Raw genomic sequence first — 14,985 nt, 5'->3', positions numbered from 1 at the left:
GGTCTGACAGGGCCTGTTTACAGAAAAAGCAAAATACTAACGGGACTGCTCAAAGGAAGGTGGTATCAGGGATAACGCCTGGAGATGAGAACACGTGCTTCGATAATAATTTTTCGTCTGGTAAATCGACTTAATGATTAACGCACGAGCCGCAAATAATAGCAAACGTTATTTTAGCCTTCCGGATGCCTGCTGCGGAAGGGGCGCCTTCATCAGCGCCGTCACCCAGTCGATAAATACCTGTACCCGGGCAGAGAGCTGCCGGCTGCTGGGATAGAGCAGGGAGAGCGGCAGCGGCGCAGGGCGAAAATCAGCCAGCACCTCCGTTAACCCACCGGATGCCAGATCGGCCTCAAGGCGGGACAAGGGTGCCTGATACAGGCCAAAGCCCAGTCTGGCCGCTTCGGCGCCGACGTCGGCATCGGAAGTCAGCAGCCGACAGGGCAAACTGACCTCGGTCTGGCGGCCATCCAGGGTAAAACTGAGCGGCAAGGTACGGTGCGTGCGCGATGAAACAAAACCGATCGTCACGTGTCCCGCCAGCCCGTCAATCGTATGCGGGGTACCGTACCGGGCGAGGTAGGCCGGGCTGGCGCAGGTGATCTCCTGCAGCATGGCGAGCGGCCGGCAAATCATCTCGCTATCGGGAAGATGGCCGCCGCGAATGACGCAATCTACCCCTTCGCGGACCAGATCGACGTCGCGCTCGCTTTCGCCAATCTGCAAGGTAATGGCCGGATAGCGGGCGAGAAACTGCGGTAGCGCGGGCAGCAGCAGGGTTCGCGCCAGATTGCCCGCCACGTCCACCCGAAGGGTGCCGGAGATGCTCCCTCCGGCGCTGCGGTTGGCCTCCTCCAGGGCCGCCAGGATGGAGACGCAGCGCTGATAATACAGCGACCCCTCCGCCGTCGGCTGCACGTGCCGGGTGGTGCGCTGCAGCAGGCGCGCCCCAAGGCTGGCCTCCAGCGCCTTAATGGCCGCGGTCGCCACCGGCCGGGAAAAACCCAGATCCGCGGCGGCAGCGCTGAACGAACCCCGTTCGACGATACGCACGAACAGGGTCAGGGTATCCAGTTTATCCATGACATTGTTCCAGCTGGCAAAACAATCCTGTCGTACCATGCGGTCTTATCGTCGGCATTCAGAGGCCTATAATCGCTCATGTTTTCAGCAGAGATAAAAGGGGGAAACATGAACAATAGCGCAAAAATCGCCCTGGTGACAGGCGGCAGCCGTGGCCTGGGCCGCGCGACCGTTGAAGCGCTGGCTCAGCGCGGCGTGAATGTGGTATTGACCTACAACGCGCATTTCGCCGAGGCGACCGATGTGGTCGCGTGGGTTGAAGCCCAGGGCTCGCGGGCGATCGCGCTGCCCTTCAGCGCCGGCGAAACCGACACCTTTGACGGGTTTGTCAGCACCTTTCAGGCGGCCCTGGCGGAGCTGGGGGCCGATCGGTTTCATTACCTGGTCAATAATGCCGGCAATGCCAGCGGCATGGGGTTTCTGAACGCTACCGAAGCGGAGCTCGATGCGCTTTATCGCATCCATGTGAAGGGTGTTTTTTTCCTCAGCCAAAAATTATTGCCGCTGCTGGCCGATGGCGGGCGAATTGTGAATATCTCGTCCGGACTGACCCGTATCGTGATGGCGAATCGGGCGCCCTATGCAGTCATGAAGTCTGCGGTGGAAACCCTGACCCGTTATATGGCGTTTGAGCTGGGCGGCCGCGGGATCACGGTGAACTGCGTGGCGCCGGGCGCCATCGCCACGGATTTCAGCGGCGGGGTGGTGCGGGATAACCCGCAGGTCGCTCAGGCGGTGGCGAACATGACGGCGCTTGGCCGACCGGGGGTGCCAGAGGATATCGGGCCGATGATCGCCTCGCTGTTATCCGATGATCATCGCTGGGTTAATGCCCAGCGCATTGAAGTTTCCGGGGGAATGCGCATCTGAGGCGAGGAGACAATCCGGCCAGCGTTTCGCTGAGCTGAATCAGGTTTGGCGGCAGCGGAAACGGCCGTTCGAAAACCGCCGGGCCGGTAACAAAGAGAGCGTCAGCGCGGCGATAGTCGTTCACTTAGTCAGAGAAAATGCGTTACTCCGCCAGCAGGGCGGCGAATTTCGCCAGCCACTGCGGGTGTGCCGGCCAGGCGGGGGCGGTGACCAGATTGCCGTCAACATGCGCCTGATCGATACCGATATCGGCATAATGCCCGCCGCTCAGGCGCACCTCCGGGGCGCAGGCCGGATAGGCGCTGCAGGTCCGCCCCTGCAGAATCCCGGCGGCGGCCAGCAGCTGTGGCCCGTGGCAGACGGCGGCGATAGGTTTACGCGCGGCGTCGAACGCCTGGACCAGTTTAATGACCTGTTCGTTCAGACGCAGATACTCTGGCGCGCGGCCGCCGGGGATCAGTAGCGCGTCGTAATCCTCGGCCTTCACCGCGGCAAAATCGGCGTTCAGGGTGAAGCGGTGCCCCGGCTTTTCGCTGTAGGTCTGGGCTCCGTCAAAATCATGGATCGCCGTCATCACATAGTCGCCGGCGGCTTTATCCGGGCAGACGGCATCGACCTGGTGGCCAATCATCTGCAGTGCCTGAAAAGGGACCATCGTTTCGTAATCTTCGGCGTAATCGCCGACCAGCATCAGGATCTTCTTGCTCATTATTTTTACTCGTTGTGGGAGAAAGGTGTCATAGATATAGCCTGGCGATCCGCAGAATGCGACCTCCTCAGGATGCCGAAGACGGTGGCGTGCGCATCTTGTAACCGGGTTCATATTTTTTTGGTAACGACAACTTTTTTCGCCATCGCGCTGTGGTCAGTCGCCCAGAAAATAGGCTCTTCAGCCACTGACGACTGTCTGCGGAGGAACATATCGCTGGGTCCGCGGTCATTCCTCGCCACGTTCGCTGGCCGGTTAGCGCAAACCAGTTGCTGAGAAAAAGGTTGCTCTTGAATGTTTTGCCGCGCGGGTGACGATAAATTGCGTTGCGAGGGGATGATTTAATTCCAGGTGCTGTTATCGCTATGTTTATTCTTATATTTTCTTTGGGATGTAATTTATTTTTATTATTGTTTTAGGTTTTGTATTTATTTATTAAATATTTATTTTGGTGCTAAGAGAAAATGAAATCATTCACCTTGTGAGTATATTCAATAAATCTTCTTGTTAAGTTGATCGATAATCTATTTCTGTTTTATTATCCTCAGGCTTTTACCGTCAACTCTTCAATAATTATTCCCTGAGGAAAGGAACTGCTATGGCTGATACGTTCCAGAATGAAGTGCCTAAGGCTCGCATTAATCTTAAATTATCTCTCCACACCGGCGGCGTGCAAAAAAAGGTTGAGCTGCCATTAAAGCTGCTTACCATTGGCGATTTTAGTCACGGTAAAGAAAACCGGCCATTATCGGAAAGAGAAAAAATTAACGTCAATAAAAATAACTTTAACAGCGTACTTTCGGAATTTAGCCCGGAGGTGAATCTCTCGGTGCCGAATACGCTGGCTGGCAATGGCGAAGAGGAGAACGTCAGGCTGCGTTTTACCGATATCAACGATTTTGAACCGGAGCAGATTGCCCGGCAAATTCCACAACTCCGCGCCATGCTGGCGATGCGTAATTTATTACGCGATCTCAAATCCAATCTGCTCGATAACGCCACTTTCAGAAAAGAGCTTGAGGCAATTCTGAAAGATCCGGCGCTGTCACAGGAATTACGCGACGAAATGAGTGCGCTTGCTCCGAAATAATGGCGGGGCAAGTCTGTTAATGGAATAACCGGGAAAATGCTAATGTCTGTTACCACAGAAAACAGCCCTGTTCAGGGGCAAACCGCGCTGCAGGAAAACACGGCGAGCGAGGGCGTTTACGCGTCGCTGTTTGAAAAAATCAATCTCGCCCCGGCCGCTCGCCTCGGGGACATCAACGACTTTCTGGACGATGCCGCGCTCTCCGAGGCACCGGCGGCGGAGCGTCTGACCGCGGCGATGCAGGTGTTTATGGAGCGCATCCGCCAGTCCGGCCAGCGGGTGGAAAAGCTCGATAAAACGCTGATTGACCACCATATCGCTGAACTGGATTTCCAGATAAGCCGCCAGCTGGACGCAGTGATGCACCATCCGGAGTTTCAGCAGGTCGAATCCCTTTGGCGCGGCCTCAAACAGCTGGTGGACAACACCGACTACCGCCAGAACGTGAAAACGGAGATCCTCGACGTCTCAAAGGACGATCTGCGTCAGGACTTTGAGGATGCGCCGGAGCTGATTCAGAGCGGCCTTTACTGGCACACCTACACCGCGGAGTACGACACCCCCGGCGGCGAGCCGATCGGCTCGCTGATCTCGGCCTATGAGTTCGACGCCAGCGCGCAGGACGTGGCGCTGTTGCGCAATATCTCCCGGGTTTCCGCTGCCGCCCACATGCCGTTTATCGGCGCCGTCGGCCCGGCTTTCTTCCTGAAAGAGACCATGGAAGAGGTCGCCGCCATCAAAGATATCGGTAACTACTTCGAACGTGCGGAATATATTCGCTGGAAAGCGTTTCGGGAAACCGACGACGCCCGCTACATCGGCCTGGTGATGCCGCGCGTGCTGGGTCGTCTGCCGTATGGTCCGGACACCGTGCCGGTGCGCAGCTTTAACTATGTCGAGCAGGTGAAGGGGCCGGACCACGAAAAGTATCTCTGGACCAGCGCGGCGTTCTCTTTCGCCTCCAATATGGTGAAGAGCTTTGTCAATAACGGCTGGTGCGTGCAGATCCGCGGCCCGCAGGCCGGCGGCGCGGTGAAAGATCTGCCCATCCATCTGTACGATCTGGGCACCGGCAATCAGGTGAAGATCCCTTCCGAGGTGATGATCCCGGAAACGCGGGAGTTTGAGTTCGCCAGCCTGGGCTTCATTCCACTGTCGTACTACAAAAATCGCGATTACGCCTGCTTCTTCTCGGCCAACTCCGCGCAAAAACCGGCGCTGTACGATACCGCCGACGCTACCGCCAACAGCCGCATCAACGCGCGTCTGCCTTATATCTTCCTGCTGTCGCGCATCGCGCACTACCTGAAGATGATCCAGCGCGAGAATATCGGCACCACCAAGGACCGGCGTCTGCTGGAGCTGGAGCTGAACACCTGGGTGCGGAGCCTGGTCACTGAAATGACCGATCCGGGCGACGAGCTGCAGGCCTCCCATCCGCTGCGCGATGCCAGCGTGGTGGTGGAAGATATCGAGGACAACCCGGGCTTCTTCCGCGTGAAGCTGTACGCCGTGCCGCACTTCCAGGTCGAGGGGCTGGACGTCAATCTGTCGCTGGTCAGCCAGATGCCGAAGGCGAAGGCGTAGGGTCGGACGATGATGAAAACCGAACGTCCGTTATGGGGCCGGGGCATTATGGTGTCGCCCCAGCATTTTCAACAGCAGGCTGCGTATGCCGCCTGGGCTGCGGAAGCGATTGCCCGGATGGGCCTCAACCACCCCTGGGGAGTGGTTGAGGCGACCTTCGAACCAGAGATGCTCAAACTGGGCCGCCTGCAGGCTCACAGGCTGCAGGTCCGGTTCCAGGATGGCACGATGATTGATACGGACAATGCCGATGCGCTGCCGCCGGCTTTGTCGCTGGAGGGCGAATCTCGCACGGGACTGGTGATGCTGGCGCTGCCTCTGATGAAGGCCAATGGCGGCAACTGCCTGAAGCCTGATGATGTGGCCGACAGGCCGGTGCGCTTCCGGCAGCGCTGGCGCGATGTCCGCAACCAGTTCGGGGATGATACCCGGCAGATTGCCGTCATGCAGCCGGAGCTATCCCTCCGCTTCGCCCATCAGGATAACAGCGATTACCTGACCTGTCCGGTGGTACGCCTGCTGCGGGATTCGCAGGGGGCCTGGCTCATCGACGAGACGTTTCTCCCGCCGCTGCTGCAGATTCAGGGCAGCCGCTGGCTGGCGACGCAGCTTGAACTGCTGCTTACTCAGCTCCGGGCTCGTCTGACGCGCCTGATGGCCATGCGTCGCGAGAGCAATGAACGGATGGCTGATTTTGCCGTGGCCGATGTCTCTCTGTTCTGGTTGCTGAACGCGCTGAACAGCGCTGAGCCGGTGCTGGGGTATTTTCTGCGTTACCGGCAAAGCCCGCCGGAACGCCTCTATCCGGAGCTGGCGCGCCTGGCTGGCAGCCTGCTGACCTTTTCGCTGACCCATCAGGCGAATGCCGTCCCGATCTATCAACATGACCAGCTGAACGCGGTTTTTCCGCCGCTGTTTGATTTACTCAGCGACCTGCTGGAGGCGAGCCTGCCGTCGCGGGTGGTAGCGATTGCCCTGGAGCATGATGCCCGGCTGCACTTCTGGCAGGCGCGTCTGCACGATGCCCGGCTGCGGGAAGGGGCGGATTACTATCTGTCGGTTCGTTCGTCGGTACCGGTCGCTCAGCTGCAGGAACAGTTTCCGCGGCAGTGCAAAGTGGGCAGTCCGGATCATGTCAAAGCCATCGTCAACTCCTCGCGGACAGGGGTGCCCCTGACGCCATTGCGTCATGTGCCGGCGGCGATCCCGCTGCGTCTGGAAAACCAGTATTTCAGCCTCGATGTGTCCCATCCTCTGGCGACGGAAATGCTGCAGAGCGGTACCTGTATGTTCTACGTCCCGGGGATGCTTGGCGAGCCTGAACTTGAACTTTTTGCGGTGCTACGAACGTGAATGAACGTCAACGCGGCAACGCCGCGTCCATTGATATCGATGCGCTGCTGCAAAACACCTGGCTGCAGGTTATCAGCCTGCGCCATGGCCCGCAGTTCCGCGATGAGGAGGGGTACACGCTATGGCAGCGGTGTATTGCTGATGTCGAGCGCGTGCAAACTGAGCTGAAGGCGAGCGGGCTTGATGACGTCAGCTGTCAGCATATTCTCACCGCCCAGTGTGCGCTGCTCGATGAAGTCGTGAAAGGGCGCGGCGTGGAAGATGATGCCTGCCTGCAGTGGTATGACATTCCGCTGCAGGGGCATTTTCTCGGCACCATGGACGCCGGCGACACCCTGTGCGAGCGGATGCGCGAGGTTCTGCATGATCCGACGCCCGACCTGGCTGTGGTCACCTGTTTTCAGCGGGTGATGCTGCTGGGTTTTGTTGGCAGCTTTCGCTCCCTCCACGACCCGGAGCGCCTGAAGCTGGTCAACGCGCTCAGTGAACATGTCCCGCCTTTCCGTTGTCCGCAGGGCGCTCCGGTGCTGATAGAGAGCCGCGCCGGACTGGGGATAAGCGGCTGGTTGGCCTCCTGGCCGGTACGTGCAGGGCTGAGCGTGGCGGTGATCGTGGCTCTGTGGTGGGGATTGAACCACTGGCTCGATCATCTGCTGCTGACCCTGCTGCCGGGGGAGGTGAAATGAGCCGCGCCCAGCAGCGCGGGCTGGCGCTGTGGGCAGGCTTGCTGAGCGCGCTGGTGTGCCTGCTATTTTTGCCGGTTCCCCGCTGGGGGGCGTGGCTCATTCTGCTGGTCACGCTGGCCCTGATTATCGCGATCTGGCGTATTGCCCGTCGTGGTGCCGAACGTCACGTCTCGTCAACCCTGCACGAACTTCCGACGATCGCTTATCGCCAGCCGGTAGTCCTCGTTTGCGGCGATCTGCCGTGTGTCTGGCCGCAGCCGTCCCCGGTGCGGGTCGTCAAACAGGGCTGCTGGATCCGGGTGGAAAAAACGGAGGAGCTGCCGCAGGTCGCGCGCCAGATATTGAGCCAGCGACCGGAGTGGGGGCCTCAGCTGTCGGTGCTGCTCTGCGTCTGCCCGCAGCGGCACGCGCAAAGCGACGCGCTGACCAGCGCCCTGCTGGCCCTGCGCTGGCAACTCAGCCAATTGCGGCAGCAGACGGGGTATGCCGTACCGCTGGCGCTGCAGGGGCAGGTGGGCAGCGCGATGAGCCCTAGTCTGCTCTGGCAGGCGGCGTTCCCGGGTGAGGCGGTGAAAGTCTGGCAGCCCTCCTGCGCCCCCTGTTCTGTGTCGACCTGGTTGAGCGTCGGCGGTGCGGCGGCGCTGCAGCAGCAGGTGTTAATGAACAGCCTGATGGGCTGGTTCGAACGGCACGTCCTTGCCGTGTTAACGGAGGAGAATGCCGACCTGCCACCCCTGACCCCAGCGGCCGTACTTTGGGGGATCGGACCCACCCATGCCGGGAGCCTGGCGTCGTCGGCATGGACGAGGTGGTTATCCCGGCATACCGGCCTGACGCGGGTAGCTGGCTGGCAGCCAGGCGAGACCGACACCCCGGATGCGTCATCTTTGCCGGATTTCATCCTGTTGCAGTTACCGGCGGGACGGGGGCTTACGCCATGGGGCAGGGCCTGGCGCGCGGCGCTCGCTGTTTTCACTCTTGCGGCTGTCGCCGCGCTGCTCAGCAGTGGCTGGAACAATCGACAACTGCTGCAGCGCGTGGGCGTTGATATTGCCCGTTATGAGCGGATCGCGATGGATGATTATGGGGCAAAAGCCAGCGCCGTCAGGGTGCTGCGTGAAGATGCCGCGCTGCTGGATAGCTGGGCGCGTAACGGCGTCCCGCTGCGCCTGAGTCTTGGCTTATATCGCGGGGAGCGGATTCGCCTGCCGTTGCTGGAGGCTATTCGCCGCTACGTGCCGCCGCCACCGCCCCCCAGGCCGGTGCAGCGCGTCGCGCCGCACGTCATCCGCCTTGACAGCATGTCGCTGTTCGATACCGGGAAATGGGTACTGAAACCCGGTTCGACAAAGCAGCTGGTCCACTCGCTGGTGGACATTAAGGCCAGGCCCGGGTGGCTTATCGTGGTGGCCGGCCACACCGACAGCGTCGGTGATGAAAAAGCCAACCAGCTATTGTCGCTGAAACGCGCGGAATCGGTCCGCGACTGGATGCGCGATACCGGCGACGTGCCGGACAGCTGCTTTGCCGTTCAGGGCTATGGCGAAAGCCGCCCAATTGCAACAAACGACACGCCGGAAGGCCGGGCGCTGAACCGACGTGTCGAAATCAGTCTGGTGCCGCAGGTCGACGCCTGCCGGTTACCGGACAAACCCTCTGCGTCATCCCAGGATGATGGCGCTTCACTACACAATGGAGAGTAATTCCATGGCAATTCCTGTTTATCTTTGGCTGAAAGACGACGGCGGCGCGGACATTAAAGGGTCTGTCGACGTTCAGGATCGTGAAGGCAGTATCGAAGTGGTGGCCCAGGAGCATAACCTGTACATCCCGACCGATAACAACACCGGCAAACTGACCGGCACGCGGATCCATACGCCTTTCCTGTTCACCAAGGAGATCGACTCCTCCAGCCCCTACCTGTACAAGGCGGTGACCACCGGTCAGACTCTGAAATCCGCCGAGTTCAAGTGGTACCGGATCAACGATGCTGGCCAGGAAGTGGAGTATTTCAACACCACGCTTGAGAACGTCAAGGTGGTGAAAGTGAATCCCCTGATGCACGACATCAAAGACCCTGCCTACGAGAAGCACAACCATCTGGAACAGATCGAGCTGCGCTACGAGAAGATCATCTGGACCTATAAAGACGGCAACATCATTCATTCCGATAGCTGGAACGAACGCGCTACCGCGTAATTGCCCGTCATTCTTCGCGCCGGAGGCGCGTTGGCGGCGTTCGCTCACCCCGGTCGCATCGTAATTTATGCGACCGGGGAGTAAGGAGGGCCATCGCCTGATGCGGACAGCGTTTCTCTGTCCGCCGTTTTTTGCTGAATGCCTGAGATGCGGGTACTCAGCAAAGAAAAACACAATCTGCCTGCCTGACCCTGTGCGCTATGGGTTCCTGTTGGGGAACAGCGACGGGCGGTAGCGTGTCCGGAACCAATAAAGAGAGGATCTCATGGAAAATCCAGCCAGCCTGTTACGCCGTCTTAATCCCTGCTGTGCCCGCGCGATGGAGGGGGCGGCCTCGCTGTGCCAGTCCCGGGCGCACGCTGAGATCCTGCCCGAGCACTGGCTGCTCAAGCTGCTGGAACAGGGGGAAGGCGATCTGACGGTGCTGGCGCGGCGCTACGAATGGGATATGGATGCGCTATGGCAGGATCTGCTTAGCTGGCTGGATAAACAGCCGCGCTCGGTACGTCATCGTCCTCAGCTATCTGGCGCTATTCTGAAGCTGATGCAGGAGGCCTGGCTGATTGCCTCGCTCAGCGGCGAAGCGCAGATCCGCAGTGTTCACCTGTTGATGGCGCTGGTAGCAAAACAGAATCTGATCCAGTGCGATGGCCTGTGGCCGCTGTTAACCCTGGGCCAGAGCCAGCTGGAACGCCTGCGCCCCCTGCTGGATACCCAGTCCGACGAACGTCCGCAAGCGCAGCAGGAGGCGGCGCTGGCGCAGCGTCATGGCGGGGACGTGGAGTTTGTGGGGCGTCCTGCGGACGGGGTACCGAACGCGGATGGGCCCAACCCGGCGCTGCAGAACGCCCTCGACAAATTTACTCTCGACGTCACTGCCAAAGCCAGAGACGGGCAGATTGACCCGGTGTTCGGACGTGATACGGAAATCCGCCAGATGGTGGATATTCTCTCCCGGCGTCGTAAAAACAACCCGATCCTCGTCGGTGAACCGGGCGTGGGCAAGACCGCCCTTGTGGAAGGCCTGGCGCTGCGCATTGCTGAAGGCAACGTCCCCGACGCGCTGAAGCCGGTGTCGGTGCGCACCCTGGACCTCGGATTGCTGCAGGCCGGCGCCGGGGTCAAAGGCGAGTTCGAGCAGCGTCTGAAAAATATCATTGAGGCGGTGCAGCAGTCGCCTGGGCCGGTGCTGCTGTTTATCGACGAGGCGCACACGATTATCGGCGCGGGCAATCAGGCCGGCGGGGCGGATGCCGCCAACCTGTTGAAGCCGGCGCTGGCCCGGGGGGAACTACGGACCATCGCCGCCACCACCTGGCATGAATACAAGCAGTACTTCGAGCGCGATGCCGCGCTGGAGCGCCGCTTTCAGATGGTCAAGGTGGATGAGCCGGACGACGACACCGCCTGCCTGATGCTGCGCGGCCTGAAGCCCCGGTATGCCCACCACCACGGGGTGCATATCACGGATGACGCGGTGCGTGCCGCCGTGACGCTGTCACGACGCTATCTCACCGGCCGCCAGCTGCCGGACAAGGCGGTGGATTTACTCGACACCGCCTCCGCACGCCTGCGCATGAGCCTTGATACCGTGCCAGAGCCGCTGACCCGCCTGAAGGCGCAGCTCACCGCGCTGGCGATGGAGAAGCAGGCGCTGCTGGAGGATATCGCGCTGGGCAACAGCGCCCACGGCGAACGGCTGGCGTTCATTGAGCAGGAGGAGAACCGCCTTATCCTGGCGCTGGATACCCTCGAAATCCAATATGGTCAGGAGCTGCAGCTGACGGAGGCGCTGCGGGCATGTCGTCGCGATATCTCCCGCCAGGGGGAAATCAACGACCTGCAAAACGCGCTTACTGCCGCCCAGCACGGCAATCCGCTGCTCGGGCTGGACGTCGACGTCCGCACCGTGGCGACGGTGATTGCCGACTGGACCGGCGTGCCGCTCTCCTCGCTAATGAAGGATGAGCAGACGGAGCTGCTGAGCCTGGAACAGAGCCTCGGCAAACGGGTGGTTGGCCAGGAGTCGGCCCTGAGCGCCATTGCCCGGCGCCTGCGCGCCGCGAAAACCGGCCTGACGCCGGAGAACGGTCCGCAGGGGGTGTTCCTGCTGGTCGGGCCGAGCGGCACCGGCAAAACGGAAACGGCGCTCGCCCTCGCCGATGCGCTGTTCGGCGGCGAGAAAGCGCTGATCACCATCAATCTCTCCGAGTACCAGGAACCGCACACCGTCAGCCAGCTGAAGGGTTCTCCGCCGGGCTACGTCGGCTACGGCCAGGGCGGGATCCTGACCGAGGCGGTGCGCAAACGCCCCTACAGCGTGGTGCTGCTCGATGAGGTGGAGAAGGCCCATCGCGATGTGATGAACCTGTTCTACCAGGTCTTCGACCGGGGGGTAATGCGCGACGGCGAGGGGCGTGAAATCGACTTCCGCAACACCGTGATCCTGATGACCGCCAACCTTGGCAGTGACCTGCTAATGCAGATGCTGGGTGAACAGCCTGAAGCCAGCGAATCAGACCTGCACGAGCTGCTGCGCCCGGTGCTGCGCGGTCACTTCCAGCCTGCGCTGCTGGCCCGCTTCCAGACGGTGATTTACCGTCCGCTGCCGGCGGCAGCGCTGCGCGCCATTGTCGGCATGAAGCTCGGGCAGGTGAGTCAGCGTCTGGCTTGCCATTACGGGATGACCACCACCCTCAGCGAGAGCCTGTTCGACGCGCTGACCGAGGCCTGCCTGCTGCCGGACACCGGCGCCCGCAACGTCGACATTCTGCTCAATCAGCAGATCCTGCCGGCGCTGAGTCAGCAGCTATTGAGCCATATGGCGGCGGGGAATAAACCGAACCATGTGACGCTGGGGTATCACGAAGAAGAAGGCATCGTGATGGCGTTTGACGAGGGGGCAATCGCCGATGAGTAGCGTGAAATCGTTGTTGTTCAGCCACAACCACCATCTGCTTTCGGTGAAGGGATGTGAAGCCGGGCTTGATGTGCTGGCGTTTGAGGGCGATGAAGCCCTGAGCCAGCCGTTCCGCTATCGTATCGAATTCACCAGCGCAGACCATTCCATCAGAAAAGAGATGATGCTGATGAAGGCAGCCTCCCTCACGCTGCAGGCGCCGGTAGCTCAGGGCTTCGGCATCAATGTTCAGCAACCCGTGCGGGTGATCCAGGGCGTGGTGACGGGGTTCGAACGGCTCGGCACCTCCAGGGATGAAACGCACTACGCGCTGACCCTCCAGCCGCGCCTGGCGCTGCTTAACCGCTCGCACCAGAACGCCATTTATCAGGACCAGTCCGTTCCGCAGATTGTGGAAAAAATCCTCCGCGAGCGCCACGGCCTGCGCGGTCAGGATTTTCTGTTCTCGCTGACAAAAACGTATCCGCGCCGCGAGCAGGTGATGCAGTACGGCGAGGATGACCTGCGCTTTATCACCCGGCTGCTGGGTGAGGTGGGGATCTGGTTTCGCTTTACCGCCGACACGCGGCTGCACATCGACGTCGCTGAGTTCTGCGACAGTCAGCAGGGCTATGAGAAGGGACTGACGTTGCCTTCGGTCCCGCCGTCAGGGCAGCAGTCGGCGGGGGTGGACGCGGTGTGGGAGATGGCATGCCGCCACCGCGTCGTGGAGCAGCAGGTCAGTACCCGCGACTACAACTACCGCGAGGCGACGGCCGACATGAACGCGCAGGTGGATGTCACCCGCGGGGAGACGACTACCTTTGGTGAGGCTTACCACTGGGGAGATAACTACCTGACCGCCGGGAATGTCCATGACCGCCATCCGGCGCCGGAGACCGGGGCGTTTTACGCCCGGCTTCGCCATGAGCGTTATCTGAACGGCCAGACCCGGATGCAGGGCACCACCAGCTGCCCGACGCTCTGCCCGGGCCAGGTGCTGAAGGTGACCGGCGGAGAGGAGGTGGCTGGAGAGTTTGCTGATGGCGTGCTTATCACGGCGATGCACAGCCACGCCCGGCGCGATGCCGACTTTACGGTGGAGTTTGCCGGCATACCGGACAGCCCGGACGTCGGCTACCGGCCCGAGCCCGGCGCGCGCCCGGTGATGGCCGGGACGCTGCCGGCCCGCGTGACCAGCACCCGGGAAAACGACACCTACGGGCATATCGACAAACACGGGCGCTACCGGGTGAATATGCTGTTTGACCGGGCGCGCTGGGAAACCGGGTTCGAGAGCCTGTGGGTCCGCCAGTCGCGGCCGTATGCCGGAGACACTTACGGCTTGCACCTGCCGCTGCTGGCGGGGACGGAGGTGGCGATTGGCTTTGAGGACGGTAACCCGGACCGGCCGTATATCGCCGGCGTGCTCCACGATTCGGCGCACGGCGACCACGTCACCATCCGCAATGACAAACGTAACGTCCTGCGCACCCCGGCCAACAACAAAATCCGCCTCGACGATGAGCGTGGGAAAGAGCATATCAAGGTGTCGACGGAGTATGGCGGCAAGAGCCAGCTGAATCTGGGGCACCTGGTGAACAGCGACAGGCAGCCGCGCGGCGAAGGCTTTGAGCTGAGAACCGACAGCTGGGGGGCCATCAAGGCGCAGAAGGGTATTTTTATCAGCGCGGACGGACAGGCGCAGGCCCAGGGGCAGGCGCTGGATATGGAGCCGGCCCTTGCCCGGCTTTCAGCGGCATTACTGGAGATGGAATCCCTTGCCGCCAGCGCACTTCAGGCTCAGGCCCTGGCTGCTGATGTCAGTCGTCAGCAAAAACTCCTGAAGCAGAAAATTGAACAACTGCATGGGGAGGTGATCCTTGGCAGTGCGCCGAATGGAATTGCCCTTGTGAGCGGTGAAGATATGCAGTTTTCGGCCAGCGATAACCTGACTCTTACTGCAGGTAAACAGCTCGATGTTGGTGCACATAAGGACTTTACCATGGCGGTAGGTAAGCAACTGAGTCTGTATAGTCATGGAGGTGTCAAACTATTCAGCTCGCAAAATGATATTGATATTCAGGCTCAGGGAGGGAATATCACTACCTGGTCGACGGAGGATACGCATATTTCAAGTGGCAGAAAAATGGTCATTACAGCACAGGATGAACTGACGCTGATATGCGGTGGCGGCTATATCAAAATCACTGGTGGGAATGTTGAAATTGGCGGATCGGGCAAACTGCTGATTAAGAATTCGGGGATAAAGAAAGCAGGCGCTGGCAGTATGCAGGGTGTTATGAGGTCGTTTGAACCCTCAACATTTGATGAAAAATTTATAATCAGAAATGCGCTGACTAAAGAACCACTGCCAGGGAGAGCGTACAAAATTACCATGCCAGATGGTTCAGTTGTTTCCGGTGTTACAGATGCTTCTGGCGCAACATCACTCAATTCATCTGATGTTATCGATAATATGATTATCAGCTTAGTTAAGGCGAATTAA

At 60.2% G+C, this 14,985-nt stretch carries 11 protein-coding genes; 9 read left to right on the top strand and 2 right to left on the bottom strand.

Annotated features, from left to right (window positions below; genetic code table 11):
- Positions 1 to 168: 168 nt before the first annotated feature.
- Positions 169 to 1,083, bottom strand: coding sequence for a LysR family transcriptional regulator (locus LGM20_RS14430; RefSeq protein ID WP_044522511.1), 915 nt, complete (start codon positions 1,081 to 1,083; stop codon positions 169 to 171).
- Positions 1,084 to 1,191: 108 nt separating this feature from the next.
- Here LGM20_RS14430 and LGM20_RS14425 point away from each other — a divergent pair, with 108 nt between their 5' ends.
- Positions 1,192 to 1,953 (top strand): SDR family NAD(P)-dependent oxidoreductase, encoded by a 762-nt coding sequence (locus LGM20_RS14425; protein WP_032452582.1) that lies wholly within the window; start codon positions 1,192 to 1,194, stop codon positions 1,951 to 1,953.
- A gap of 142 nt (positions 1,954 to 2,095) precedes the next feature.
- On the opposite strand, the gene LGM20_RS14420 is transcribed toward LGM20_RS14425, so the two are convergent.
- A complete protein-coding gene (locus LGM20_RS14420; RefSeq protein WP_023289387.1) occupies positions 2,096 to 2,662 on the bottom strand; it encodes a DJ-1/PfpI family protein in 567 nt (188 codons plus the stop codon).
- Between the two features lie 598 nt (positions 2,663 to 3,260).
- Between LGM20_RS14420 and tssB the strand changes: the two genes are divergently transcribed.
- The 8 genes from tssB to LGM20_RS14380 all read left to right on the top strand — a co-directional run bounded on the left by tssB (position 3,261) and on the right by LGM20_RS14380 (position 14,985).
- Positions 3,261 to 3,752: a type VI secretion system contractile sheath small subunit gene (gene tssB, locus LGM20_RS14415; RefSeq protein ID WP_023289388.1), complete on the top strand. Its 492-nt coding sequence runs from the start codon at positions 3,261 to 3,263 to the stop codon at positions 3,750 to 3,752.
- Positions 3,753 to 3,794: 42 nt separating this feature from the next.
- Entirely contained in the window at positions 3,795 to 5,339 is a 1,545-nt protein-coding gene (gene tssC, locus LGM20_RS14410; protein ID WP_044522514.1) for a type VI secretion system contractile sheath large subunit, read from the top strand.
- 9 nt (positions 5,340 to 5,348) lie between these two features.
- Positions 5,349 to 6,692, top strand: a complete 1,344-nt coding sequence (gene tssK / locus LGM20_RS14405; RefSeq protein ID WP_072199075.1) for a type VI secretion system baseplate subunit TssK — start codon at positions 5,349 to 5,351, stop codon at positions 6,690 to 6,692.
- Positions 6,689 to 7,378, top strand: coding sequence for a type VI secretion system protein TssL, short form (tssL, locus tag LGM20_RS14400; RefSeq protein ID WP_044522517.1), 690 nt, complete (start codon positions 6,689 to 6,691; stop codon positions 7,376 to 7,378). Before tssK ends, tssL begins: the two co-directional genes overlap by 4 nt.
- Entirely contained in the window at positions 7,375 to 9,081 is a 1,707-nt protein-coding gene (locus LGM20_RS14395; protein WP_044522520.1) for an OmpA family protein, read from the top strand. Before tssL ends, LGM20_RS14395 begins: the two co-directional genes overlap by 4 nt.
- A 4-nt stretch (positions 9,082 to 9,085) precedes the next feature.
- Positions 9,086 to 9,577, top strand: coding sequence for a type VI secretion system effector Hcp (hcp, locus tag LGM20_RS14390; RefSeq protein WP_023289393.1), 492 nt, complete (start codon positions 9,086 to 9,088; stop codon positions 9,575 to 9,577).
- 265 nt (positions 9,578 to 9,842) lie between these two features.
- Entirely contained in the window at positions 9,843 to 12,497 is a 2,655-nt protein-coding gene (tssH, locus tag LGM20_RS14385) for a type VI secretion system ATPase TssH (protein WP_044522522.1), read from the top strand.
- 1 nt (position 12,498) lies between these two features.
- On the top strand, positions 12,499 to 14,985 hold the full coding sequence (locus LGM20_RS14380; protein WP_162823502.1) for a type VI secretion system Vgr family protein: 2,487 nt from the start codon (positions 12,499 to 12,501) through the stop codon (positions 14,983 to 14,985).

Source organism: Klebsiella quasipneumoniae subsp. quasipneumoniae (genome assembly GCF_020525925.1).
Taxonomy (GTDB): domain Bacteria; phylum Pseudomonadota; class Gammaproteobacteria; order Enterobacterales; family Enterobacteriaceae; genus Klebsiella; species Klebsiella quasipneumoniae.
The sequence above is the reverse complement of the archived record's forward strand: the minus strand, read 5'-3'. Positions and strand labels throughout refer to the sequence as shown.

Excerpts from the sequence above, each read along its gene's own strand:
- LGM20_RS14430 (WP_044522511.1), bottom strand. The coding sequence starts at position 1,083 with ATGGATAAACTGGATACCCTGACCCTGTTCGTGCGTATCGTCGAACGG.
- LGM20_RS14425 (WP_032452582.1), top strand. The coding sequence starts at position 1,192 with ATGAACAATAGCGCAAAAATCGCCCTGGTGACAGGCGGCAGCCGTGGC.
- LGM20_RS14420 (WP_023289387.1), bottom strand. The coding sequence starts at position 2,662 with ATGAGCAAGAAGATCCTGATGCTGGTCGGCGATTACGCCGAAGATTAC.
- tssB (WP_023289388.1), top strand. The coding sequence starts at position 3,261 with ATGGCTGATACGTTCCAGAATGAAGTGCCTAAGGCTCGCATTAATCTT.
- tssC (WP_044522514.1), top strand. The coding sequence starts at position 3,795 with ATGTCTGTTACCACAGAAAACAGCCCTGTTCAGGGGCAAACCGCGCTG.
- tssK (WP_072199075.1), top strand. The coding sequence starts at position 5,349 with ATGATGAAAACCGAACGTCCGTTATGGGGCCGGGGCATTATGGTGTCG.
- LGM20_RS14395 (WP_044522520.1), top strand. The coding sequence starts at position 7,375 with ATGAGCCGCGCCCAGCAGCGCGGGCTGGCGCTGTGGGCAGGCTTGCTG.
- hcp (WP_023289393.1), top strand. The coding sequence starts at position 9,086 with ATGGCAATTCCTGTTTATCTTTGGCTGAAAGACGACGGCGGCGCGGAC.
- tssH (WP_044522522.1), top strand. The coding sequence starts at position 9,843 with ATGGAAAATCCAGCCAGCCTGTTACGCCGTCTTAATCCCTGCTGTGCC.